Source organism: Enterobacter sp. BIDMC 29 (assembly GCF_019378755.1).
Lineage (GTDB): Bacteria > Pseudomonadota > Gammaproteobacteria > Enterobacterales > Enterobacteriaceae > Enterobacter > Enterobacter ludwigii.
This window is the reverse complement of sequence record NZ_CP080000.1, coordinates 1,223,369-1,246,164: the sequence shown is the minus strand read 5'-3', so window position 1 is coordinate 1,246,164 and position 22,796 is coordinate 1,223,369. Positions and strand designations below refer to the sequence as shown.

23 protein-coding genes are annotated in these 22,796 nt (G+C 55.4%); 14 read left to right on the top strand and 9 right to left on the bottom strand.

What is annotated here, in order from left to right; all coding sequences use genetic code 11:
- From JTA15_RS05620 to clcB, 6 genes are all read left to right on the top strand, one after another.
- Complete coding sequence (locus JTA15_RS05620; protein ID WP_025204317.1) at nucleotides 1–744, top strand: YoaK family protein; 744 nt, start codon at nucleotides 1–3, stop codon at nucleotides 742–744.
- 273 nt (nucleotides 745–1,017) lie between these two features.
- Complete coding sequence (gene osmY / locus JTA15_RS05615) at nucleotides 1,018–1,728, top strand: osmoprotectant ABC transporter permease OsmY (RefSeq protein WP_032681133.1); 711 nt, start codon at nucleotides 1,018–1,020, stop codon at nucleotides 1,726–1,728.
- An 18-nt stretch (nucleotides 1,729–1,746) separates the two neighbouring features.
- Nucleotides 1,747–2,646: an osmoprotectant ABC transporter substrate-binding protein OsmX gene (gene osmX, locus JTA15_RS05610; protein WP_219372947.1), complete on the top strand. Its 900-nt coding sequence runs from the start codon at nucleotides 1,747–1,749 to the stop codon at nucleotides 2,644–2,646.
- A gap of 8 nt (nucleotides 2,647–2,654) precedes the next feature.
- A complete protein-coding gene (osmW, locus tag JTA15_RS05605) occupies nucleotides 2,655–3,302 on the top strand; it encodes an osmoprotectant ABC transporter permease OsmW (RefSeq protein WP_014169860.1) in 648 nt (215 codons plus the stop codon).
- Nucleotides 3,302–4,450: an osmoprotectant ABC transporter ATP-binding protein OsmV gene (gene osmV / locus JTA15_RS05600; RefSeq protein ID WP_014169859.1), complete on the top strand. Its 1,149-nt coding sequence runs from the start codon at nucleotides 3,302–3,304 to the stop codon at nucleotides 4,448–4,450. Before osmW ends, osmV begins: the two co-directional genes overlap by 1 nt.
- Nucleotides 4,451–4,618: 168 nt before the next feature.
- Nucleotides 4,619–5,929 (top strand): voltage-gated ClC-type chloride channel ClcB, encoded by a 1,311-nt coding sequence (clcB, locus tag JTA15_RS05595; RefSeq protein WP_138013786.1) that lies wholly within the window; start codon nucleotides 4,619–4,621, stop codon nucleotides 5,927–5,929.
- Here the strand turns inward: clcB and bioD are convergent.
- The 3 genes from bioD to JTA15_RS05580 all read right to left on the bottom strand — a co-directional run bounded on the left by bioD (nucleotide 5,864) and on the right by JTA15_RS05580 (nucleotide 8,937).
- The gene (bioD, locus tag JTA15_RS05590) at nucleotides 5,864–6,559 is read right to left on the bottom strand and encodes a dethiobiotin synthase (RefSeq protein WP_014169857.1); all 696 of its coding nucleotides are present in this window, start codon (nucleotides 6,557–6,559) and stop codon (nucleotides 5,864–5,866) included. The two genes, clcB and bioD, sit on opposite strands and share 66 nt — an antisense overlap.
- Nucleotides 6,560–6,689: 130 nt before the next feature.
- Complete coding sequence (gene mlc / locus JTA15_RS05585) at nucleotides 6,690–7,910, bottom strand: sugar metabolism global transcriptional regulator Mlc (RefSeq protein ID WP_020884286.1); 1,221 nt, start codon at nucleotides 7,908–7,910, stop codon at nucleotides 6,690–6,692.
- Nucleotides 7,911–8,004: 94 nt separating this feature from the next.
- The gene (locus JTA15_RS05580) at nucleotides 8,005–8,937 is read right to left on the bottom strand and encodes a LysR family transcriptional regulator (RefSeq protein ID WP_032678049.1); all 933 of its coding nucleotides are present in this window, start codon (nucleotides 8,935–8,937) and stop codon (nucleotides 8,005–8,007) included.
- A gap of 121 nt (nucleotides 8,938–9,058) precedes the next feature.
- Between JTA15_RS05580 and JTA15_RS05575 the strand changes: the two genes are divergently transcribed.
- Complete coding sequence (locus tag JTA15_RS05575; RefSeq protein WP_183516410.1) at nucleotides 9,059–10,312, top strand: MFS transporter; 1,254 nt, start codon at nucleotides 9,059–9,061, stop codon at nucleotides 10,310–10,312.
- A gap of 1 nt (nucleotide 10,313) precedes the next feature.
- Here JTA15_RS05575 and JTA15_RS05570 read toward each other — a convergent pair whose 3' ends face one another.
- Entirely contained in the window at nucleotides 10,314–10,676 is a 363-nt protein-coding gene (locus tag JTA15_RS05570) for a cell envelope integrity protein TolA (protein ID WP_050736707.1), read from the bottom strand.
- Nucleotides 10,677–10,832: 156 nt separating this feature from the next.
- Here JTA15_RS05570 and JTA15_RS05565 point away from each other — a divergent pair, with 156 nt between their 5' ends.
- The 3 genes from JTA15_RS05565 (at nucleotide 10,833) to JTA15_RS05555 (ending at nucleotide 13,987) form a co-directional block, all read left to right on the top strand.
- Complete coding sequence (locus tag JTA15_RS05565; RefSeq protein ID WP_219372946.1) at nucleotides 10,833–12,320, top strand: carboxypeptidase M32; 1,488 nt, start codon at nucleotides 10,833–10,835, stop codon at nucleotides 12,318–12,320.
- Nucleotides 12,321–12,497: 177 nt separating this feature from the next.
- Nucleotides 12,498–12,887: an acid resistance repetitive basic protein Asr gene (gene asr / locus JTA15_RS05560; RefSeq protein ID WP_032670412.1), complete on the top strand. Its 390-nt coding sequence runs from the start codon at nucleotides 12,498–12,500 to the stop codon at nucleotides 12,885–12,887.
- Between the two features lie 278 nt (nucleotides 12,888–13,165).
- Nucleotides 13,166–13,987, top strand: coding sequence for a serine protease (locus JTA15_RS05555; RefSeq protein ID WP_020884292.1), 822 nt, complete (start codon nucleotides 13,166–13,168; stop codon nucleotides 13,985–13,987).
- 1 nt (nucleotide 13,988) lies between these two features.
- Here the strand turns inward: JTA15_RS05555 and JTA15_RS05550 are convergent, their stop codons facing one another.
- The 3 genes from JTA15_RS05550 to mdtJ all read right to left on the bottom strand — a co-directional run bounded on the left by JTA15_RS05550 (nucleotide 13,989) and on the right by mdtJ (nucleotide 16,915).
- The gene (locus JTA15_RS05550; RefSeq protein ID WP_020884293.1) at nucleotides 13,989–16,151 is read right to left on the bottom strand and encodes a bifunctional diguanylate cyclase/phosphodiesterase; all 2,163 of its coding nucleotides are present in this window, start codon (nucleotides 16,149–16,151) and stop codon (nucleotides 13,989–13,991) included.
- Nucleotides 16,152–16,236: 85 nt separating this feature from the next.
- A complete protein-coding gene (mdtI, locus tag JTA15_RS05545; RefSeq protein ID WP_014169849.1) occupies nucleotides 16,237–16,566 on the bottom strand; it encodes a multidrug/spermidine efflux SMR transporter subunit MdtI in 330 nt (109 codons plus the stop codon).
- Nucleotides 16,553–16,915, bottom strand: a complete 363-nt coding sequence (gene mdtJ / locus JTA15_RS05540) for a multidrug/spermidine efflux SMR transporter subunit MdtJ (RefSeq protein ID WP_032670478.1) — start codon at nucleotides 16,913–16,915, stop codon at nucleotides 16,553–16,555. Before mdtJ ends, mdtI begins: the two co-directional genes overlap by 14 nt.
- A gap of 421 nt (nucleotides 16,916–17,336) precedes the next feature.
- Between mdtJ and JTA15_RS05535 the strand changes: the two genes are divergently transcribed.
- Nucleotides 17,337–18,380, top strand: coding sequence for an AI-2E family transporter (locus tag JTA15_RS05535; RefSeq protein WP_219372945.1), 1,044 nt, complete (start codon nucleotides 17,337–17,339; stop codon nucleotides 18,378–18,380).
- Nucleotides 18,381–18,476: 96 nt separating this feature from the next.
- On the opposite strand, the gene JTA15_RS05530 is transcribed toward JTA15_RS05535, so the two are convergent.
- Nucleotides 18,477–19,502 (bottom strand): LLM class flavin-dependent oxidoreductase, encoded by a 1,026-nt coding sequence (locus tag JTA15_RS05530; RefSeq protein ID WP_014169846.1) that lies wholly within the window; start codon nucleotides 19,500–19,502, stop codon nucleotides 18,477–18,479.
- A gap of 178 nt (nucleotides 19,503–19,680) precedes the next feature.
- On the opposite strand from JTA15_RS05530, the gene yajD reads away from it, so the two are divergent.
- Both yajD and JTA15_RS05520 read left to right on the top strand, forming a co-directional pair.
- A complete protein-coding gene (gene yajD / locus JTA15_RS05525) occupies nucleotides 19,681–20,028 on the top strand; it encodes an HNH nuclease YajD (protein ID WP_014169845.1) in 348 nt (115 codons plus the stop codon).
- Between the two features lie 56 nt (nucleotides 20,029–20,084).
- The gene (locus JTA15_RS05520) at nucleotides 20,085–20,354 is read left to right on the top strand and encodes a hypothetical protein (protein WP_014169844.1); all 270 of its coding nucleotides are present in this window, start codon (nucleotides 20,085–20,087) and stop codon (nucleotides 20,352–20,354) included.
- Between the two features lie 120 nt (nucleotides 20,355–20,474).
- Here JTA15_RS05520 and JTA15_RS05515 read toward each other — a convergent pair whose 3' ends face one another.
- Nucleotides 20,475–21,242, bottom strand: a complete 768-nt coding sequence (locus JTA15_RS05515; RefSeq protein ID WP_020884297.1) for an arylamine N-acetyltransferase — start codon at nucleotides 21,240–21,242, stop codon at nucleotides 20,475–20,477.
- A gap of 36 nt (nucleotides 21,243–21,278) precedes the next feature.
- Here JTA15_RS05515 and JTA15_RS05510 point away from each other — a divergent pair, with 36 nt between their 5' ends.
- Nucleotides 21,279–22,787: a PLP-dependent aminotransferase family protein gene (locus tag JTA15_RS05510; protein ID WP_219372944.1), complete on the top strand. Its 1,509-nt coding sequence runs from the start codon at nucleotides 21,279–21,281 to the stop codon at nucleotides 22,785–22,787.
- Nucleotides 22,788–22,796: the final 9 nt, after the last annotated feature.

Here is a 22,796-nt window from a genome sequence, read left to right as displayed (position 1 = left end):
TTGCTGATTAAACTCAAAAAAGAACGAACGCATCAGGAGGATCGCCTGCTCGCACTCTGGCTGGCGACCTCTGCAGGCTTGCTCAACGCCATCGCCCTCGGGGCATTTGGCTTTTTTCCCTCCCATATGACCGGCAATACCTCCCAATTATCCAGCGAAGTTTCCTCTACCGATCTGAATGATATTTTGTTCTTTGGCGCCATTATTCTGTCTTTTGTTGCCGGCGCAATCATGGCCCGTATCATCGTGTTATGGGGGATTATCCATAATATCAGGCTGGTTTTTTGCCAGATACTGTTGGTCGAGGGATTATTACTGACCGGCGTTTCCTGTTACGAGATGTATTTCCATGCCCTCACGACTAACCGTGAAATTATTATCTTTCTTTGTGGTCTGATGGGGATTCATAATTCAACGTCGACCCAGCTTTCCGGCGGCCGGGTAAGATCAACCCATATTACCGGCACGCTGACGGACGCGGGAATATCCCTGGCCTCGGTCCTGGTGGCGATGCTCCGCCGGGATTATTCCAAAGATACGGCAGCGCAAAAAAGTCAGCTCAAAACCCACTTAACCACCATTTTCTCGTTTATTACCGGCGGTATCGCCGGGCTGATCCTGTTCAGGTGGATTGGGTTTAACGCCATGCTGGCGCTTGGGGTGATGCTCGTCGTTGTCGCCGCCTTTTCCATCATCAGCACCTCAGTGCGCGTTCGCCGGGTGCGCGCCGCCTTCAGCCGATAATGAGGGTCGCAGGCGTGAGGAGACGCTCACGCCATGTGACACTGTCACATTTTAAATTACGCTTTAGGACAATTCTGTCTGCCCCACAGCCAGCCCTTGCTCCATAAGGCTTAACCTAAGGTTGTCACTAATTTCATAGGGTTACTGATTTTCCCCCTTCGCTGGAACCCATCCCAAACGCTTGCTATAGGTCATCTACCCCTGCCGAAACATGGCATAACAACAGGCAACCCGTGGTTGCTATAACGCATGCGCACAGGGAGACACATCGCAATGCACCCATTACTCAAACGTTCGCTGCTTTTTGTCGGCGCCATTATTGTGGTCGTTGCCCTCCTCACCTGGGGAATTGGGCTGGATACAATTAAGGCGCGTCAGGTTGACCTGATTTACCTCGGGCAACAGCATTTAATCCTGGTATTCTCATCCATGTTCTTTGCCCTGCTGATGGGTATTCCCAGCGGCATTTTGTTGAGCCGCCCGTCAGCACGCGGTATCGCTGAATACGTGATGCAGATCTTTAACGTCGGTAATACCCTGCCGCCGCTGGCCGTTCTGGCGCTGGCAATGGTGGTGATTGGTATCGGTGATACGCCTGCGATTATCGCCCTGTTCCTCGCCTCGCTGCTGCCGATAGTGCGAAACACCTATGCCGGACTGTGCTCGGTTCCGGCGTCGTTACTGGAAGCGGCTAATGGCATTGGGATGACGAAATGGCAGCGTCTGCGCCAGGTCGAACTTCCCAACGCCTGGCCGGTAATGCTCTCCGGGATCCGCATTGCCACCGCCATCAACGTGGGTACCGCCCCGCTGGCCTTCCTGATTGGTGCCAGCAGCTACGGCGAACTGATTTTTCCCGGTATCTACCTCAACGACTTCCCGACACTGATCCTCGGCGCGGCGGCCACCGCCCTGTTTGCTCTGATCCTCGACACCCTGCTGGCTGCGCTGGGTCGCGTGATGAGTCCACATCTCGCTCGATAACAATAACAAGGAGCTTTTATGAGACTGATATCCAGCCTGACGGCGCTGTGTGCCGCGGCACTGTTCACCAGCCAGGCGATAGCGGCCCCGCTGATCCTGGCGACCAAGAGCTTTACCGAGCAGCACATTCTCTCGGCCATGACCGTCCAGTATCTGCAAAAGAAGGGGTTTCAGGTCCAGCCACAGACCAATATTGCTACGGTCATTTCCCGCAACGCGATGATCAACAAACAGATTGATATGACCTGGGAGTACACCGGCACGTCGTTAATCATTTTTAACCACATCGACAAGCGCATGTCGCCACAGGAGTCTTACGAGACGGTGAAACGCCTGGACGCGAAGCACGGTCTGGTATGGCTCAACCCCGCCGATATGAACAATACCTACGCCTTCGCCATGCAGCGTAAACGCGCCGAAGCGGAACACATCAACACCATGTCTGAAATGGTCACAAAGATTGAGCAGATCCGTAAAACCGATCCGGATAAAAACTGGCTGCTGGGTCTGGACCTCGAATTTGCCGGACGCAGCGACGGGATGAAACCGCTGCAGGCGGCATACAACATGGAACTGGATCGCCCGCAGATCCGCCAGATGGACCCGGGCCTGGTCTATAACGCGGTGCGGGACGGTTTCGTCGATGCCGGGCTTATCTATACCACCGACGGGCGGGTAAAAGGTTTCGACCTGAAGGTGCTGGAAGATGATAAAGGCTTCTTCCCGAGCTATGCGGTCACTCCCGTGGTGCGTAAAGACACCCTTGACGCCAATCCGGGTCTGAAAGAGGCGCTGAATACTCTCTCCGCCCAGCTCAATAACGACGTTATCACCGAACTGAATAAGAAGGTGGATATCGACCATCAGTCACCGCAGCAGGTCGCCCGTGATTTCCTGCGTAGCAAACAGTTGCTGTAGGAGGCGCTATGGAGACGATTCACTACATTCTGGATAACTGGGACTATCTGTTAACCCTGACGCTGCAACACCTGTGGCTGGTGGCGCTGGCGGTTGGGCTAGCCATACTCATCGGCGTCCCTCTGGGGATTTTGATTGTCCGCCACAAATGGCTGGCGACGCCGGTGCTGGGGATTGCCACCATTGTGCTGACGATACCGTCCATTGCGCTGTTTGGCCTGATGATCCCGCTCTTTTCGCTGATCGGTCAGGGCATTGGTGCCCTGCCCGCTATCACGGCGGTGTTTCTCTACTCGTTGCTACCAATTGTGCGTAACACCCATACCGCGCTGGACAGCCTGCCGCCGGGCCTGCGTGAAGCCGGACGTGGTATCGGGATGACCTTCTGGCAGCGTTTGCGCTGGGTTGAAATCCCGATGGCACTGCCGGTGATTTTTGGCGGTATCCGCACCGCCGTCGTGATGAACATCGGCGTGATGGCCATTGCCGCAGTGATTGGCGCTGGCGGCCTTGGCCTGCTGCTGCTTAACGGCATCGGCGGTAGCGATATTCGAATGTTAATTGCGGGTGCGCTGATGATCTGTCTTTTAGCGATTGTGCTCGACTGGCTGCTGCATCGTCTGCAGGTAGTCCTGACTCCAAAGGGGATACGATAATGATAAAACTGGAAAACCTCACCAAACAATTTTCACAGAAACACGGCCAGAGCGTTAAGGCCGTCGACAACGTCAACCTCAACGTGCCTGAAGGGGAAATGTGCGTCCTCCTCGGCCCGTCAGGCTGTGGGAAAACCACCACCCTGAAGATGATTAACCGTCTGATCGCGCCAAGCAGCGGCACGATCCTGATTAACGGTGAAGACACCAGCGGGATGGATACCGTGACCCTGCGCCGCAATATTGGCTACGTTATTCAGCAGATTGGTCTGTTCCCGAACATGACCATTGAGGAGAACATCACCGTGGTGCCGCGCATGCTGGGCTGGGATAAAGCCCGATGTAAAACCCGCGCTGAAGAGCTGATGGATATGGTGGCCATGGACCCGCATAAATTTCTCAACCGCTATCCGCGTGAAATGTCCGGCGGTCAGCAGCAGCGTATCGGCGTGATCCGCGCCCTGGCGGCGGATCCTCCGGTACTGCTGATGGATGAACCGTTCGGTGCGGTGGACCCGATAAACCGCGAGGTGATCCAGAACCAGTTCCTGGAGATGCAGCGCAAACTGAAAAAGACCGTGATGCTGGTCAGCCATGACATCGACGAGGCCCTGAAGCTTGGGGATCGTATCGCCGTCTTCCGCCAGGGGCGTATTGTCCAGTGCGCCAGCCCGGACGAACTGCTGGCAAAACCGGCGAATGAGTTCGTCGGCTCGTTTGTCGGCCAGGACCGTACGCTCAAGCGTTTGCTGCTGGTATCGGCAGGCGATGTCACCGACCAGCAACCGACCCTCACCGTGCGGGGCTCTACCCTGCTTTCTGACGCCTTTGCGATCATGGATGACAACGATATTCGCGCCATTACCGTCGTGGACGATCGGGGTAAACCGCTGGGCTTTGTGAAGCGTCGGGAAGCGCGTAATGCCAGCGGCACCTGTGCCGATATCCTGCATCCGTTCCGTATGACCGGCAAAGCGGAGGATAACCTGCGCGTGGTGCTTTCACGGTTGTATGAGAGCAACACCAGCTGGATGCCGATTGTCGACGAAGAGGGCCGCTATAACGGCGAGATCTCACAGGATTATATTGCCGAGTATCTCAGCTCCGGCCGTACGCGCCGGGCGCTGAATATTCACAGCGAGAGTTAAGCGAAAACACTCCGCCGGGCGGGCCAGACGTATGGCGCTGACCTGCCCGGCGGCACGCTCCCCCACAGCGCATTTGCTCAGGCCGACACGGTTCATCGCACGCATACCTTTTGCTAACCCCGCGATTTCCCCTCACAATATTGTATCTCCCACGTTTAATTGCGGCCCATGCAACGTCTTCACGCTTATCCCGACATCCGCGCGATGTTTCGCAGACTTCTGATTGCCACCCTCACCGGCATACTGGCCGCGCTGGCCGTCGCGGTGTTCCGCCACAGCATGTATCTGCTGGAGTGGCTGTTTCTCAGTAACAACAGCGGCAGTCTGGTGAATGCCGCGGCTGCGTTATCCCCGTGGCGTCGCGCGCTCACGCCCGCGCTGGGAGGGCTGGCGGCGGGGTTATTGTTGTGGGGATGGCAGCGGCTTACGGCGCAACGACCTCATGCGCCGACAGATTATATGGAAGCACTGGAGACGGGCGACGGCCAGTTTGATTATGGCTCGAGCCTCGTAAAATCCCTTGCGTCACTGCTGGTTGTCTCCAGCGGGAGCGCCATCGGCCGCGAAGGTGCCATGATCCTGCTTGCGGCACTGGCCGCCTCCTTTTTCGCCCAACGCTTTACGCCGAAATCCGAATGGAAATTATGGATTGCCTGCGGAGCCGCGGCCGGGATGGCCAGCGCCTATCACGCGCCCCTGGCCGGCAGCCTGTTTATTGCCGAAATTCTGTTTGGCACGCTGATGCTGGCCTCGCTCGGGCCGGTGGTGATTGCGGCGGTGGTAGCCCTGCTTACCACGCGACTCTTAGCGCCCGGTGCCGGTACGCTCTATGACGTCCATCTGAGTGGCCTACTCAGTGCGGCAGATTATGGCCTGCTTGTCGTGACAGGCCTGCTGGCGGGACTGTGCGGACCGCTGCTGATGTGGCTTATGGCGTTCAGCCATTCGTTATTTCTGCGTCTCAGGCTTTCGCCGCCCTGGCAACTGGCGCTCGGCGGAGCGATCGTCGGGCTGCTGTCGCTCCTGACGCCTGACGTGTGGGGGAATGGCTACAGCGTGGTTCAGGCTTTTCTGCTCGCCCCACCGCTGCTGTCCGTGATAGCAGGTGTATTTATCTGTAAATTGCTGGCGGTACTGGCAAGCAGCGGTTCTGGCGCGCCGGGCGGGGTTTTCACACCGACGTTGTTTGTCGGCATGGCCACAGGAATGCTGTTTGCACAACTCTTCGGGCTGTGGTTTCCGGGGTCTGAAACGGTGATTTTGCTGGGGCTGGCAGGCATGGCGACGTTACTCGCCGCGACGACCCATGCGCCCATTATGTCTGCGTTGATGGTCTGTGAAATGACCGGGCAGTATTTTTTGCTGCCCGGTTTGCTGATTGCCTGCGTGATCGCGTCCGTCTTGTCGCGGACGTTACGCCACGACTCGATCTACGGACAACATGCGACCGAGGGAAGAGAGATCGATGTACTGCGCTAATTCACGCTGTTCGGCACGCGGCAAATAAGGCAGCTCGCCCACCAACGGTCCCGGCAGTTTTTTGCTCAGCACGTCGATGATTTCCGCGTAGTGCGCCAGGCCCGGGTTGATACGGTTTGCGACCCAGCCAATCAACGGCAATCCATCATTGGCAATCGCCTGCGCCGTCAGAAGCGCATGGTTGATGCACCCTTCCTGAATACCGACCACCATGATCACCGGCAGTTGCTCCTGCACCACCCACTCAGAAAGCGGGCGCAGATCGTTCATCAGGCTGCGCCATCCGCCGGTACCTTCCACCACGACATGGTCGGCCATCTCGCTCAGGTTCGCCAGACCGTCGGACAACAGGGTGTAATTAATCAGACCGCTGTGCGCCACGCTGCTTTCATCTTCGCTTAAGGCAATGGGATTGATCGCGTGATATGGCAGTTCCAGTGACGAGACGCTTTGTAACACCAGGGCGTCTTTATTCCGCAATCCTTCGGGCGTCTCTTTACTGCCTTTTGCGACCGGTTTGTACCCTGCAACGCGTTTACCGCTTGCTGCCAGAGCCTGTAGCAACGCGCGGGATACAACGGTCTTGCCGACAGAGGTATCTGTACCCGTAACAAAGAAACGCTTAAGCATGACTCATTCCACCTCTTGGGTATGCTTCGAAAATATAAACCAGAGAAATAATTCAGTGGGGGAAGTCTACGGGATGCGTGCGCTACCCAGCTTGAGATAGCGCAATTTTTCGTACATCTGCGGAAAAGAGTTAACCCTGTAACAGGCGGATCAGCAGCGAGCCGTTGTACATGGCGTCCTTGACCAGGGCTGCACCAGCCATGGTGCCCTGATTGGAAAACTGGGTGCTTTCCACGGCAATATTTTTGCTGTAGGCCGGGAGCGCCTGTTGATGAATACAGGCCGAGATCGCCGGGAAGAGGATTTCCGCCGCCTGACTCAGCGGTGAGCCAATCAGGATTTTTTGCGGGTTGAAGAGATTCACCATAATGGCCAGAATGCGGCCAACGTTATTCCCCACTCCGGTAATAATATCCTTTGCCAGCAGATCCCCCTGACGCGCTGCGGCGCACAGTGAATCGACGGTCAACGGTTGTCCGTGCAGCGAAGAGCTCATGGACTGGCTGAGCCTGACCTGCGCCAGCTCCAGCACGCTTTCCACGCTGGCGATGGTTTCCAGACAGCCATGGTTGCCGCAGTAACAGCGCTTGCCGTAGGGATCGACCTGCGTGTGGCCGATTTCGACCAGGCTACTGCTTCCGGCATGCAGAAGGCGTCCGTCGGTGATGACGCCCGCCCCGACGTTATGGTCAATCACCACCTGAATCACGTCCCTTGCGCCGCGGGATGCGCCAAACAGCGCCTCCGCCATCGTCCAGGCGCTGATGTCATGCTGAATATAGACCGGCACGCCGGTGTGATTTTTCAGCACCTCGCCCAGCGGCATCTCTTTGACATCGTCGTAGAACGGCATGCGGTGCACGATTCCATTTTCGGTATCAATAATACCCGGCATGGTGATCGCAATGGCCGTTAAGCGTTCAAGGCGTTGCTGATGGCGAATAAAGAAGTGATCGATATGGGTGACAATGGCATCGAGGAGCGATTGTTCAGCCTTGAGCGGCAGTTCCAGCCGGTCTTCTACCACCAGCTTGCTGCTTAGATCGCGCAGGGCAAGGAAGATCTCTCCCCGGCTAATGCGCAGTGACAGGTAGTGCCACGCTTCGGTCTCCACCACCAGTCCGACCGCCGGACGGCCGCGGCTGCCCGGCTCCTGAATTTCCGTCTCCTGGACCAGGTGGGCTTCCAGCATTTCACGAACAATCTTGGTAATACTGGCAGGTGCCAGTTGTGCCAGGCGCGAAAGATCGATACGCGAAACCGGGCCAAGCTGATCAATCAGGCGATAAACCGCGCCAGCGTTGGTCTGCTTAATCTGATCAATGTGCCCTGGCTGACTATCAGCAACCACCTCGTACTCCCTTATTTTCGAGCATCGAAATAAACTGTGGGCTATGGTGAAGCACTTCAATGGCCGTCGTCAAATATTTACTTAGCCATGTGATTTACTGCACATTTTTACCCACTTTTCCCTCTAAATATCGGCCTGCAGAGGCGCTTAACAGCTGTGCTTTAAACCGCTGCGCTGCGTGGCTCTGCTCATGATGTTTCGACCATACCAGCCACATTTCCGAAACAGCATCGTCTTCGGCGATAGCAACCCAGCGCATTTCACGCAATTGTACCCGTTTAAACGAGGCCGGAAGAATAGAGACGCCCAGCCCCGCCGCGACCAGCCCAATAATGGTCATCGCTTCCCCAACTTCCTGCGTAATGATCGGGGCAAGATCGTAGCGTCGTAACAGGCCCAGAATATCGTCGTACAGACCGGTACCTACCTGCGGGTCGAAAAAAACAAACGGCTCTTTTGCCAGCTCTGCCAGCGTGACCGCCGAACGCGAGGCGAGCGGATGATCGTGCGGAATCATTGCCATCAACGGTTCGCGCAGAATAACCTGCCACGCCAGCGTATCCGGGAGTTGGGTGTTACGCATCAGACCTAAATCAAGAGAACCTTCATTCAGCGGAGCGATTTGCTCGCGGGTATTAATTTCGCGCGTCTGAATATGCACATCCGGAAAATGCCGGCGAAACGACGACAGGGTCTGCGAAACAGCGCTGATAAACGGTGCAGACGAGGTAAACCCAATCCGCAACTCTCCGGTTTCCCCGAGATAAAGCCGCTCTGCCCGGGCTGCCGCCTCATCCACCATACTGAGAATTTGTCGGCTGTCGGCCAGAAATTGCTTCCCGGCCGCCGTCAGGCTCACGCTGCGGTTGGTCCGTGCCAGAAGGCGCGCCCCGACCTGTTGCTCAAGGATCTGAATCTGCTGGCTTAGCGGGGGTTGTGAGATATTCAGTCTTGCCGCCGCGCGGCCAAAATGAAGCTCTTCAGCGACGGCGACAAAGTAGCGCAGATGACGCAGTTCGATATTCATATTTTTAAAGTATCATTTGAGATTATTAATATATTAGACAGATTATTTACATTTTCCTACTCTGATCGTGTGGTCATACCCGTCACCCGAAACCACGGGGATGTTTAAGCAAGGACATTGTGTGAGTCGTACATCTACCATTGATATCGATCCGGCCAGAGATATTGATGATTTACCCGCAGCATCGCAGCCGGTTCAGTTCATTAAACGTGGTACCCCCCAGTTCATGCGCGTCACGCTGGCGCTTTTCTCAGCGGGTCTGGCAACCTTCGCCCTGCTCTATTGCGTTCAGCCGATCCTGCCCGTTCTTTCCCATGAATTTGGCGTATCGCCTGCCAGCAGCAGTATTTCGCTCTCCATCTCTACCGGCATGCTGGCGATTGGTCTGCTTTTCACCGGGCCACTTTCCGACGCCATTGGCCGTAAACAGGTGATGGTTACCGCCCTGATGCTGGCTTCGATTTGTACGTTACTCTCCACGATGATGACCAGCTGGCACGGTATCCTGGTGATGCGTGCGTTAATTGGGTTATCCCTGAGCGGCGTGGCGGCGGTCGGGATGACCTATCTCAGCGAAGAGATCCACCCGAGCTTTGTCGCCTTCTCTATGGGGCTGTACATCAGCGGGAACTCGATTGGCGGAATGAGTGGACGTCTGCTGAGCGGGGTGTTTACGGACTTCTTTAACTGGCGTATTGCGCTGGCGGTGATCGGCTGCTTTGCCCTTGCGTCTGCGCTGATGTTCTGGAGAATCCTTCCGGAATCACGTCATTTTCGTTCCACCTCCCTGCGCCCGAAAACGCTGTTCATCAACTTCCGTCTGCACTGGCGTGACAAAGGGTTGCCGCTGCTGTTCCTGACCGGCTTTCTGCTGATGGGCTCTTTCGTTACGTTGTTTAACTATATCGGCTATCGCCTGATGCTCTCCCCGTGGCATCTGAGTCAGGCGGTGGTGGGTCTGCTCTCTGTGGCGTATCTCACCGGTACGTGGAGTTCACCTAAAGCCGGAGCGATGACGGCCCGCTTTGGACGCGGTCCGGTTATGCTGGTCTCTACGGCCGTCATGCTGCTCGGCCTGTTGATGACCCTTTTCGCCTCCCTGTGGCTTATCTTCGCCGGGATGCTGCTTTTCTCTGCCGGTTTCTTCGCCGCTCACTCGGTGGCCAGCAGCTGGATTGGCCCACGCGCTCGCCGGGCTAAAGGCCAGGCGTCATCTTTGTATCTGTTCAGCTATTACCTCGGTTCCAGCTTTGCGGGGACGCTGGGTGGGGTGTTCTGGCATAACTATGGCTGGAACGGCGTAGGCGGTTTTATTGCGCTGATGCTCTGCGGGGCGCTGCTGGCAGGGACCCGTTTACACCAGCGTCTGCACTGATTCAGGGTTTGAAATCGAGCGTGTAGTTTTCCCCGATACGCTCATCAGGTACCACTGGGAGCACATGATCGTCACTGGCAGACTGTAAGGCCGCAATGGCGGCCTTACACAGTTCAGGATCGCTGCCTTTTACCACCTGAATGTGGGTCACATAGGTCGCGCCTTTGGGCTGGTGAATCTTTAACGAGCAGAGCTTCCCTTCATACTGCTCTGTGGTCGTCATCCTTTGTTTCACTGTTTCCACATACGCAAACGCCCATGCGTGCGCAGAGTCTTCTTCGGTGTTGAACGGAATCACCTCATGATGATGTGTCTGGCATCCCGTCAGCAACACTGCAATCCCTACACTCACAACCTTGTTCATTTTCCATCCGGCAGTCGTTTTTTTTTAGGGTTATAACACAGCGTTACTGAACGAAATAGCACCAAACTCTAAGGGGTAATGGCTTGGATTCAGGCGGGAATTTTGATACTACTCACTCTTCATGCCTGAAACATCGCCTTGCAAAGAGAAAACGAAATGAGCGAAAACAGCCACTACCAACAACTCACCCGCACCTTCCAGCGCCTCTCCCGTTTCTCCCACCTCTCCTCCATCGCCAGCTGGGATATGTTTACCATGATGCCGCCGGGAGGCAGTGCCGCGCGCGGTGAAGCGCTGGCCGAAATGAGCGTTCTGCAACACCAGATCCTGACCGATAAAAAGGTGGGTGAATGGCTGTCCGCCGCGACCGGTGAGGACCTGAATGATATTGAACAAGCCAACCTGCGTGAAATGACGCGTCATTACCAGCAGGCGTCGCTGTTGCCGGAAGCGCTGGTGGAAGCCAAATCGCTGGCAGGCAGCAAATGTGAGCACGCCTGGCGTACTCAGCGCCCGGCCAATGACTGGCAGGGGTTTGCCGCCAACCTGAAAGAGGTCGTCAAACTGAGCCGCGAGGAGGCTCGCCTGCGTGCTGAAGCCAAAGGCTGCAGCCCTTACGACGCGCTGCTGGATATTTTCGAGCCGGACATGACCAGCGCGCGTCTGGACGTACTGTTCGCGGATATGAAATCCTGGCTGCCGGACCTGCTGGCAAACGTTGTGGAAAAACAGGCTCAGCAGTCGTTCGTTCCGCCGCAGGGCCCCTTCCCGACGGCAACGCAGCGTGAACTCGGGCTTGAAGCCATGAAGATGCTCGGCTTTGACTTTAACGGCGGTCGCCTGGACGTCAGTGCACACCCGTTCTGCGGTGGCGTGCCGGAAGATGTGCGCATCACCACGCGTTATGATGAGGACGAGCTGCTCAGCGCGCTGTTTGGCGTGATCCACGAAACCGGACACGCGCGCTACGAGCAAAACCTGCCGCGAACGTGGGCCGGTCAACCTGTCGCGCTGGCCCGTTCAACGGCGATCCACGAATCCCAGAGCCTGTTCTTTGAGATGCAGCTGGGGCGCAGCGACGCTTTTCTTAAACATCTCCTCCCTGCGGTTCACGCCCGTTTTGGCAGTCAGGCGGCGTTCAGTGAAGAGAACTTTATTGCCTGGAACCAGCGCGTGAAACCGGGCTATATACGCGTCGATGCCGACGAAGTCAGCTACCCGGCACATGTGGTGCTGCGCTATGAAATTGAACGTGCGCTGATCAATGGCGATATCGAGGTGGATGACATTCCGGCGCTGTGGGATGAGAAAATGCAGGCCTGGCTCGGGTTATCAACCAAACATAACTACCGCAACGGCTGTATGCAGGACATTCACTGGACCGACGGCGGTTTTGGCTACTTCCCGTCCTACACGCTCGGCGCGATGTACGCCGCGCAATTGTTCCATGCGGCCAAAACGGCGCTGCCGGGTCTGCAGTCCTCCATCGCTGAGGGCGATTTCTCCGCCCTGTTTGACTGGCTGCGTCAGAACATCTGGCAACACGGTAGCCGCTTCACCACTTCGCAACTGATTACCCAGGCGACGGGTGAAGACCTGAATATCCGTTACTTCCGCGAGCATTTGACGTCCCGTTATCTGTAATCCAGCGGCCGGAGTGCGCTCCGGCCGTTTTCCCTTTGCGCATCCTTTACCGCCCTTTGTACATTCCGTTACACGCCGATACCAATCACTCACGGAAACCCCGAATTTACAGGGATATAGTTCTTTCAACGGCCCCGCAGTGGGGTTAAATGAAAAACCAAATTCGAGGGTATGAACATGAAAAAAGTATTAGCTCTGGTTGTTGCCGCTGCTATGGGTCTGTCTTCTGCTGCGTTTGCTGCTGAAACCACTGCTGCACCGGCTGCTGCTGCTCCAGCTGCAACAACGACTGCTGCTCCGGCAAAAACCGTACACCACAAGAAACACCATAAAGCCGCTAAACCTGCTGCAGAGCAAAAAGCCCAGGCTGCTAAAAAACACCACAAAAAAGCCGTTAAACAAGATGCCGCTAAACCGGCTGTAGAGCAGAAAGCGCAGGCCGCTAAAAAGCACCACAAAAAAGCGACCAAACCTGCTGTAGAACAGAAAGCCCAGGCGGCTAAAAAGCATCACAAAAAAGCAGTAAAACACGAAGCTGCTAAACCAGCTGCACAGCCAGCTGCGTAAGAGTACAAGCTTAACCGTGCCTTTCGGGGCACGTTGGTAAACCGGCGCTGAACCGGAAAGGTCCAGCGCCGTTTTTTTTATCCGGAGGGCGTATGCTGCGGCGCTATCGGTTTGAGCTGATTCTTATCCTGCTTATTTTATGCGCGCTCATCGCAAGCCATTTTTATCTTTCCTGATCGTAGCACGCTGATTTTACTCCCACTTTAGCGCTGTCCCGTCTATAGTATTTTCATAGGGTTCACTTTTAATAATCATAATTGCCCCCACCAGAGTGTGATATGCGTAAATCTGTTGTGTTGTTACTGGGAACGTTTGGTCTTTTTTCTGGATTCTCACATGCGGATGATGGCGGTGATGAAACCATTAGCGCGAAAGAGCTTAAAACGCTGTTTTTCGGTCATGACGATCGTACGCGCGTCGCCGATCCTACCCAAGCACCCTGGGACGCTATCGGGCAACTGGAAACCGCCAGCGGTAATTTATGTACCGCTACGCTGATTACCCCGCAACTAGCCCTGACGGCTGGCCACTGCCTGCTGACACCGCCAGACGGCAAGCCAGACAAAGCCGTTGCCCTGCGATTTGTGTCGCAAAAAGGGATGTGGCGTTATGAAATTCACGGTATTGAGGGACGGGTTGATGCTTCTCTCGGCAAACGTCTGAAGCCCGACGGTGACGGCTGGATAGTGCCTCCGTCAGCGGCATCCTGGGATTTTGGCCTGATCATTTTGCGCTACCCGCCTTCTGGCATTACCCCGCTTCCGTTATTTGACGGAGACAAAGCCGCGCTCACTGCCGCACTGAAAGCCGCCGACCGTAAGGTGACGCAATCAGGCTACCCTGTCGATCATCTGGACGCGCTTTACACCCACACGGACTGTATTGTCACAGGATGGGCGCAAAACAGCGTGCTCTCACATCAGTGCGATACGTTACCCGGTGACAGCGGCTCGCCGCTGATGTTAAAAACGGATAACGGCTGGCAGCTGATTGGGGTTCAAAGCTCTGCGCCAGCGGCAAAAGACAGATGGCGTGCAGATAACCGGGCCTTAGCCGTGACCGGTTTTCGTGACAAGCTGGAAGCACTGGCGCAGCAGTAGCTCAGCACTGTCTGACCTGACGTAACGCCCTGATTGATTCAATCGGCATCGGCTGGCTGAACCAGAATCCCTGCAGCTGATCGCAGCCAGCCAGCCGTAACAATTTCATCTGCTTTTCGTTTTCCACCCCTTCAGCGACCACCGCCATGCCCAGGGCATTGGCGATCCTCACCGTGCCGCTCACCAGCGCCGCTGCCTGCTCATCGTTGTCCACCAGCCCGGCCAGTGATTTATCAATCTTAATGGTGTCGAAATTAAAACGCCGCAAATAGCCAATACTCGAATAGCCCGTGCCAAAATCATCCAGCGCCACCGCGGTGCCCAGCGCTTTAAGGTTGGCAATCGCCGTGCGGGCACGCTCGGGGTTTTCCAGCACATAGGTCTCCGTGACTTCGAGCTGGAGTCGCCTGGCCGGGAAACGGGTGCTTTCCAGAACCCAGGCCACTTTTTCTTCGAATTCAGGGTCGCGAAACTGCGCCGGGGAGATATTAACGGAGAGCTTCAATTCGCTGTACGGCTCCAGATCCTGGCAGGCACGCTGCAAAACAAACTGGCCCAGTTTGTAAATCAGCCCGCTCGTTTCCGCAATGGAAATGAAGGTATCCGGACCGAGTTCACCTTCCGGACGACGCGGCCAGCGAACCAGCGCTTCCACACTGCTCATTTTCTGACTGCGGGCGTCAATAATCGGCTGGTACCAGACCTCAAACTCGTCTCGCTCCAGTCCGTTACGGATCTGGTTTTCAATCGCAAGCTTGCGTTCCCGGGCGTTATTCAGCGCCGCGTCATAGTGGGTGACACGCCCTTTCCCGCTAATTTTGGAATGGTACATGGCGATATCGGCGCGACGAAACAGCTCGGAACTGGTGCATTCAATCAGGGTTCCGCTGGCAATCCCGATGCTGGCGCCGATATGAATGGTGCGCTCCCCCAGACGAATGGGGGTATTGAGAAAATCCAGTACCGATTCGGCAAAGGTGGTCGCCAGCGCTTCTGCCCCTTCACCGCCGATGGTCATGGCAAACTCATCGCCTCCCATGCGCGCCAGCATCCCGCCCGGTGGAACGCATTCATTCAGCGTTTTGGCAATGGTCACAATGAGATCGTCACCGACGCTGTGGCCGTAGATATCGTTGACGTCCTTGAAGCCATCCAGATCGATAAACACCACGCTTTTGACGTCAATATCGCCACGCAAACTCACGCGGTCCAGCGCTTCAATGAGTGCGCGGCGGTTCGGCAGATGGCTTAGCCAGTCCGTTCTGGCGACCAGACGCGCCTGGCTTTCTCCGCGGGCCAGTTTGTACAGGCCCACGCAGCTCACCATAATGAACAGCAGGATCAGCACCGATGCCAGCACCACTATCTGCGTGATATCAGATGATGCGGCCCGGGCCGCCTGCGCGCCAGGAAGGCGTGCCTGCCAGTTGAGGTAACCCAGTAACTCCCCAGCAGAACTGCGCAGCGGCATACTCAGACTGTTGATTTTATCCGGGGTAAAGTTGAGGTTATCAATCTGAAAGGTCTGCCCCAGATCGGATAATATGCCGCTATTCAAATGGCGGGTAATCACCAGATAGCGGCGTGTACCGTCGTTAACCTGCAATCGCCCGATCATCGGTCGGATCAGCCCTATTCCGACAAACGCGACGCCGTGACGCGTTCGGGTGATCCCGGCATAAATATTCTTCTGGCTGGGTAATTCACGTCCGTGCTGCTGAATAAGCGCTTGCAGTCCTTTGCCAAAAAAATCGAGATTCGTCTCCGCAAAAGGCTGGCTTTGAAACGATCCCCAGATAACGTTGAAATGCTCATCCAGCACGAAAGTGCCGTCATAGAGGTTATTGACTTTAAAGCCCGCTCCCCAGGTGTTGTATAACCATTCGGTATCGAGCTTTGGGCGGTAGACCTCGCGTACCGCATCGTCCCAGACGGCATTATCAATCACCAGGGTCGAGACACGGTTAACCGACGTTTGTATCGCACCCTGCACGGAAAGCGTGGTGCGGTGCTCGTCAATTTCATTGGTTTTGGTGCTGATCAGGTGCAGAGATAAATAGAGCAGCGCGACAATGGAGATGATTAAGCCGATCCCCGCCATGAAGATCATGGCAAACAATGTTCTCGCGGTGGGAATATTGCGCCAGCTTAATGTGCGATACATTAGCCATCCTCTTCAATGTTTTGCTTTTTTTAAGAGTAATACAGGCAGCGAATTTCGCTGCCTGTAAATAATGGCTTAACGTGTATCAGGCGAGTTTTATCATGATCATGCCGGCAAGCAGCAATATCAGTCCAATCCAACCTTTGTTATTTAAACGCTGACCGAACAGCACCCAGCCGGCTGCCAGGGTGGCGGCAATACCAAACCCGCCCCACAGCGCATAGGCCACGGACAGATCGATACCCTTCACCGCCTGTGACAGGGCGCTGAACGCCCCCAGTACGGCGGCAATCGACAACAGTCCGTAAATTTTACGACGAAAACCGTCAGAGAATTTTAGCAGGACGTTCGCTAAAATCTCCAGCACGATGGCAAACCCCAACCAGGCCGCGTGGATCCATTCAAACTGCTGCATGGGTCTGCTCCTTCGGCTGCTTAGTCGGTTTGCGTGTACCCGATTTAATCAGCACGATACCTGCTACCAGCGTCGTTAACCCGGCAATCTTCATTGTTGATAATGTTTCGTCAAATAATAAGACGCTGAACAGGGTGATCAACAAAATACCGATCCCTTCCCACAGCGCATAGGCCACACCCAGCGCAATTTTCTTCACTGCAAACGACAGGAAAATATAGGAAAGTGAAATCATCACCAGCATTAAAATAAAGCCGGTATTGCCATCGCTGACGCTTGCCCATTTCATAGACAGCGTGCCGGTAATTTCAGCGACAATAGCAAGGGCTAATAAAATCCAGTAAAACATGTTTTTCTCCTGCTTGAGAATATAATCCATCGTGGCCTGCTGCGTGCAGCAAACCCAAAAATATGAAATTAAATCAGACAGCTAAGCGCGTAGCGCCAGCTCAGGCAGAAGATGTGACTATAGCGCGTTGCGCCAGTGTTGCTCACCAGAAAGAAGGCAGAAGGAAGTGAAAAATACAGCGGTGTTGTTTGAAGAATACGTCCTGAACAAATTGTCCATAAAATTACAATTATCCGCGTTGTTGCTTCTCGTCTTTGCGGATGAAAATTGTCCTCGGTAGTTGAACACGCCAAATTTGTACCATAAGTAAGGCTTTTACTCAAAGTCTTTTCAATTCTTTACCCATCCCGTTTGATTTTGGTTAGTTTATTGAAACGGCTTTCGCCTTTATTATAAATAAAAATATTATTCAGGAACCCCCATGGCTAAACCCATCATTACCCTGAACGGGCTAAAAATTGTCATCATGCTGGGCATGCTGGTGATCATACTGACGGGCGTCCGTTTTGCCGCCGACATCATCGTGCCGTTTATTCTGGCCCTGTTTATTGCGGTGATCCTTAACCCGCTCATACAGCGCATGACGCGGTTCCGCATCCCGCGCGTGCTGGCAATCACGATGCTTATCAGCATCATTATTATTGCCATGGTGCTGCTGGTCGCTTATCTCGGCACCTCCCTGAATGAACTGACGCGAACGTTACCGAAATACCGCTCGTCGCTGGCGATACCGCTGTTGCAGCTTGAACCCTGGCTGCAGCGTGCGGGAATCGAAGTGTCCGTTGAGGAGTTGCTGAAGTACATTGATCCAAATGCCGCCATGACCCTCGTCACCGGCCTGCTGGCGCAGCTCTCTAACGCCATGACCTCGATTTTCCTGCTGTTTTTAACGGTGGTGTTCATGCTGCTGGAAGTGCCGCAACTGCCCGCAAAACTGCAGCAAATAATGGTCCGTCCGGTTGAAGGCATGGGGGCGATTCAACGCGCGCTGGATAGCGTCTCCCGCTATCTGGTCCTGAAAACCGCCATTAGCCTGGTCACCGGGGCCGTGGTCTGGGGAATGCTGATGGCGCTGGATGTCCGGTTTGCGTTCGTCTGGGGATTACTGGCCTTTGCGCTCAACTATATCCCCAACATCGGCTCGGTGCTGGCCGCTATTCCCCCTATTCTGCAGGTGCTGGTGTTCAGTGGGTTCTATGATGCGCTGATTCTGCTGGCCGGGTATCTGGTGATTAACCTGGTGTTCGGGAATATTCTTGAGCCACGCATGATGGGGCGCGGTCTGGGATTGTCCACGCTGGTGGTATTTCTGTCTCTTATATTTTGGGGATGGCTGCTCGGCCCGATCGGCATGTTGCTCTCCGTTCCGCTGACCATCATTGTGAAGATTGGCCTCGAACAGACGGCGGGCGGGCAAAGTATCGCCGTGCTGCTGAGCGATATGAGCCATAAGCCAGTCGAATAACCTCCGCAGATGCCTGCCTCGTCCCCCTTACCGGGGGTGACGAGACAGGCAGGCGTTACGGCCTTCGCGCTCGGCGCTCGGCGCACAACAAAATGGCTACTCGCGCCATCCCATTGCCGGTGCAACATGCTTCAGAATGGATTCGATAACATGCGCGTTGTAATCCACTCCGAGCTGGTTCGGCACGGTGAGCAATAAGGTGTCCGCTTCGGCAATCGCTTCGTCCTGTTTCAACTGCTCAATCAGCTTTTCAGGCTCAGCGGCATAGCTGCGTCCGAAAATGGCGCGCGTTTTCTCATCAAGGTAACCCACGCTATCGCTGTCATTCCGGCTTGCGCCGAAGTACATACGGTCACGATCGTCCATCAGCGCGAAAATACTGCGGCTGACCGAGACGCGCGGCTGACGAGTATGCCCGGCTTCCGCCCAGGCCTGTCGGTAAGCGCGGATCTGTTTTGCCTGCTGAATATGGAATGGCTCACCGGTTTCATCATCTTTCAGGGTTGAGCTTTGCAGGTTCATCCCCAGTTTTGCAGCCCATACCGCTGTCGCGTTCGACCCTGCGCCCCACCAGATGCGCTCACGTAAACCTTCGGAATGTGGCTCCAGGCGCAGCAGTCCCGGTGGATTTGGGAACATGGGTTGTGGGTTCGGTTTTGCAAACCCTTCTCCGCGCAGCACCTCAAGCAGTACCTCGGTGTGTCGGCGTGCCATATCTGATTCATTTTCCCCTTCCTGCGGGACATAACCAAAATGACGCCAGCCATCAATGACCTGCTCCGGAGAGCCCCGGCTGATCCCCAGCTGCAAACGTCCGCCGGAGATTAAATCCGCCGCGCCCGCATCTTCCGCCATGTACATCGGATTTTCATAGCGCATATCAATCACACCAGTACCGATTTCGATGCTTTTCGTTTTGGCACCGATCGCCGCCAGTAAGGGGAACGGAGAGCTGAGTTGACGGGCAAAATGATGCACACGGAAATAGGCACCGTCTGCGCCCAGCTCTTCAGCGGCGACGGCCAGGTCGATGGATTGCAACAGGGTGTCCGCCGCGGAACGCGTGCCGGACTGAGGTGACGGTGTCCAGTGACCAAATGACAAAAAGCCGATCTTTTTCATAACGAGATATCCTGATGATGCTTTGCGTTATCTCTACTTTACGCATTACCCGGGGAGAATAAATGCCCTTTATTTAACGGAATAATTCAAATAAATTGACAGAATTGAGCGGATCGCAATGACGCCCCATAATGAGATATAGTGCGTCTTTCTTTTTCCCTGGCAGGTAAAACCGGCAATGGCTCTGATCCCTAAAAACTACGCGCGACTGGAAAGTGGCTACCGTGAAAAGGCATTAAAAATCTATCCCTGGGTCTGTGGACGCTGCTCACGCGAGTTCGTCTATTCAAACCTGCGCGAGCTCACGGTTCACCATATCGATCACGATCATACTAATAACCCGGAAGATGGCAGCAACTGGGAGCTGTTGTGCCTGTTTTGCCACGACCATGAACACTCGAAATACACCGAAGCAGATCAGTACGGTACTACCGTTGTGGCGGGTGAAGACGCGCAAAAAGACATGGGCGTGGCCACTTTCAACCCGTTTGCCGATCTAAAAGCGATGATGAATAAGAAAAAATAATTCCCTAATATTGCCCCTCTTCGTCATATGGGCCGCACAGTTACAGGTAAAAGGATATGGATACACTCCGTTGCTACTGGGACGTTTTTTTCAATGCTTATGGCTCACTGCTCACGAAAACCGTGCTGGTATTACTGCTGGTGTGGTGGTGTCATCAAACCCTGCAGCGCTTCAGAAAAGAAGCCCCTGACGCTACCGGCCCCATTGCCGAGGCCAATGCCAGAGAACGCTACCAGTGGCGTTACTTGCGGTGGGCTTTAAGTAGCATCCAGGGCATCCTTTCCCTGTATATTATAGGGTTGATTATTACGACGCTTTTTACGTAGCGGATACGGTTTCTGCCCTGAAGACGTCTCAGGTAGCCTCTGTATTTAACAGTCCGCATTGTCGATGATAAGCCGGGGACGCATGCGCAGACTCGATACAGTCCAGCGTCCCCCTGCGGATCACTCAACCGTCAGCGCAAAACAATTTTTCAGTACAGAGGCAATATCATCTTCTGCCAGCTGTTGCGTTTCCACGCCCTGCGCGGTGATCGTTTTCAGCACGTTACCCAGCAAAATCTGGCGTCCTTCAGGGCGATGCTGTACGACGAGCAGCTTCTGCACAAAAATGGCGTCCGGGTGCGTGGAGTTAAGGTAGTTGGCAGGCACGAAATCAATCCACTCCTGAGGAGAGAGGTCAAAGCCGTACTGACTGGCCCATTTGCCCTCCACCCATGCCTGAAGCAGATACTCACCCTCAGCGTTACGGGTCAGCCGGAACGTGTCGAAATCCTGCCGGATATCCGTATCAAGCATGTCTAACGCCATCGGCGCACGGATGCCGTAGCTACCGAACCCGAGGTCACAAAGCCACTGACGACCGTCAATCTCAGCAATGAGTGCCATATGGGTTTTAGGCCGACGCACCGGGTAGAACATCGGGCGCGCCGCGACAAAACGCCAGCGAATGCCCAATGCCTCCAGCGCCATCGCAAATAGCCCATTCACCTCATAGCAGTAACCGCCGCGCTTCTGCCTCAACAGCTTATCGGCAATGTCTTCGGGGACCAGCGAAACGACTTTACCCGCCTGTACATCCCCATTTTCAAAGGGTATCGAAAAGAGCTGATGGCGCATCAGCGCATGCAGGGTTGCAGTATCGGCAGCCGCCGGGCCGGTATAGTTTATGCGCCTGAAATAGGCAGAAATATCGAAATTGTCGCTGTGCATAGTGCCTCCTTGTCTGGAACATGCCGGACACTATAGATGGGGCACTTCATTGGCTGTATAGTCAGTTTTATCGAAAATTTGACTGCACAGATCCCCATGGCCGCCCCGTCCCCCCATTACCGTCGGATTGCTGAGATGCTGCGTCTTACGCTGGCTTCAGGCGCGTTGCAAATCGGCGACCGGATGATCTCTGCACGTAAACTGGCCGAGCGCGAACAGGTCAGTCTCCCGACAGCACTGGAAGCACTCCGCTGTCTTGAGGCCGAAGGCCTGATCGTTGCGCGTCCGCGTTCGGGCTACTACGTCCGTCAGACCCGCCAGTCCCGATGCGTGCAGCCCACGCGTTCCCTGTCCGGCCCCGTGCCTGTGACAATGTCAGCCGTCGCGCGATCGTTATTCAGTAGTGCAGAAGCCCGGCTGGTACCGCTGGGGGCTGCCTTGCCCGACCCCGCGTGGCTACCAGGCGATACCCTGCAACGTGCGCTGCAGTCTGCAGGTCGACGTCTGGAAGCGCGTGGGCAAAGCTATAGCCTGCCTCCGGGACGGGTTGATTTGCGCAGTAAGATTGCCGCCCGGGCAGCGCAATGGGGTGGCCGTTTTGGTGCAGAGGATCTCATCATCACCGCTGGCGCGACACAGGCGCTGCGTCTGGCGTTGCGGGCTGTGTGCCAGCCTGGCGACGTGGTAGCGATAGAACAACCCGCCTATTTCGGTACGCTGTTGCTGCTGGAAGATTTGGGCCTGAAGGCGCTGGAGATCCCAACCGATCCTGAGGATGGGTTGCTGCTGGCGCCGCTCGCCGATGCTATTCGGTGCCATCATCCAGCGGCCGTTCTGGCCTCGCCCACCGTGCAAAATCCGCTGGGCGCCAGTATGTCCGTCCCCCGCAAGCAGGAACTGGTTGCCCTGCTGGAAGATGCAGGCATCCCGTTAATTGAGGACGATGTTTATGGCGACCTGGTCGGCGAAGGGCAACGTCCTCCGGCCTGTAAGGCGTTCGACCAGAGCGGGAATGTCATTTACTGCAGTTCATTGTCTAAAACGCTTGCGCCCGGATGGCGCATCGGCTGGATTGCGGCCGGACGTTACCACGCCCAGGTCCTGCAGGCGCGTATGGCCGGAGACTGGGCAGGCGCGCCGCTGTTTGAGGCCGCAACGAGCGAAATCCTGGCCAGTGGCGACTACGATCGTCATCTGCGGCGGCTAAAGCGGCGCATCGCAGAAGGGATTGGTGCCGTCATTGCGCGCGTCAAGGCAAGCTTCCCTCCCGGCACACGCGTTAACGTGCCAGCTGCCGGTTTCCTGTTGTGGGTTGAACTTCCACACCAGGTGAATGCACTGGAGGTGCACCGCCGCGCGCTGACACTGAATATTGGCGTTAGCCCCGGGCCGCTGTTTTCCCCCCGCGCACACTTAACGAATTACCTGCGATTAAATTGTGCCAACGAACCCACGCCCCTCCTGCTGAATGCGGTTGATCGGATTGGCGCGCTTTGTCATGAACTGGCCGGTTCCTCTGGCCTTATTCCAGAAAGTGAACATTGAGCGTTCTTT

Bases quoted from the DNA above. Each gene is read 5' to 3' on its own strand.
- JTA15_RS05555 (WP_020884292.1), top strand. From the start codon at position 13,166: ATGCGTAAATCTGTTGTGTTGTTACTGGGAACGTTTGGTCTTTTTTCT.
- clcB (WP_138013786.1), top strand. From the start codon at position 4,619: ATGCAACGTCTTCACGCTTATCCCGACATCCGCGCGATGTTTCGCAGA.
- mdtI (WP_014169849.1), bottom strand. From the start codon at position 16,566: ATGCAGCAGTTTGAATGGATCCACGCGGCCTGGTTGGGGTTTGCCATC.
- JTA15_RS05515 (WP_020884297.1), bottom strand. From the start codon at position 21,242: ATGCACAGCGACAATTTCGATATTTCTGCCTATTTCAGGCGCATAAAC.
- osmW (WP_014169860.1), top strand. From the start codon at position 2,655: ATGGAGACGATTCACTACATTCTGGATAACTGGGACTATCTGTTAACC.
- mdtJ (WP_032670478.1), bottom strand. From the start codon at position 16,915: ATGTTTTACTGGATTTTATTAGCCCTTGCTATTGTCGCTGAAATTACC.
- JTA15_RS05510 (WP_219372944.1), top strand. From the start codon at position 21,279: ATGGGGCACTTCATTGGCTGTATAGTCAGTTTTATCGAAAATTTGACT.
- osmX (WP_219372947.1), top strand. From the start codon at position 1,747: ATGAGACTGATATCCAGCCTGACGGCGCTGTGTGCCGCGGCACTGTTC.
- JTA15_RS05550 (WP_020884293.1), bottom strand. From the start codon at position 16,151: ATGTATCGCACATTAAGCTGGCGCAATATTCCCACCGCGAGAACATTG.
- JTA15_RS05520 (WP_014169844.1), top strand. From the start codon at position 20,085: ATGGATACACTCCGTTGCTACTGGGACGTTTTTTTCAATGCTTATGGC.
- yajD (WP_014169845.1), top strand. From the start codon at position 19,681: ATGGCTCTGATCCCTAAAAACTACGCGCGACTGGAAAGTGGCTACCGT.
- JTA15_RS05570 (WP_050736707.1), bottom strand. From the start codon at position 10,676: ATGAACAAGGTTGTGAGTGTAGGGATTGCAGTGTTGCTGACGGGATGC.
- JTA15_RS05565 (WP_219372946.1), top strand. From the start codon at position 10,833: ATGAGCGAAAACAGCCACTACCAACAACTCACCCGCACCTTCCAGCGC.
- asr (WP_032670412.1), top strand. From the start codon at position 12,498: ATGAAAAAAGTATTAGCTCTGGTTGTTGCCGCTGCTATGGGTCTGTCT.
- osmY (WP_032681133.1), top strand. From the start codon at position 1,018: ATGCACCCATTACTCAAACGTTCGCTGCTTTTTGTCGGCGCCATTATT.
- JTA15_RS05580 (WP_032678049.1), bottom strand. From the start codon at position 8,937: ATGAATATCGAACTGCGTCATCTGCGCTACTTTGTCGCCGTCGCTGAA.
- osmV (WP_014169859.1), top strand. From the start codon at position 3,302: ATGATAAAACTGGAAAACCTCACCAAACAATTTTCACAGAAACACGGC.
- bioD (WP_014169857.1), bottom strand. From the start codon at position 6,559: ATGCTTAAGCGTTTCTTTGTTACGGGTACAGATACCTCTGTCGGCAAG.
- JTA15_RS05535 (WP_219372945.1), top strand. From the start codon at position 17,337: ATGGCTAAACCCATCATTACCCTGAACGGGCTAAAAATTGTCATCATG.
- JTA15_RS05530 (WP_014169846.1), bottom strand. From the start codon at position 19,502: ATGAAAAAGATCGGCTTTTTGTCATTTGGTCACTGGACACCGTCACCT.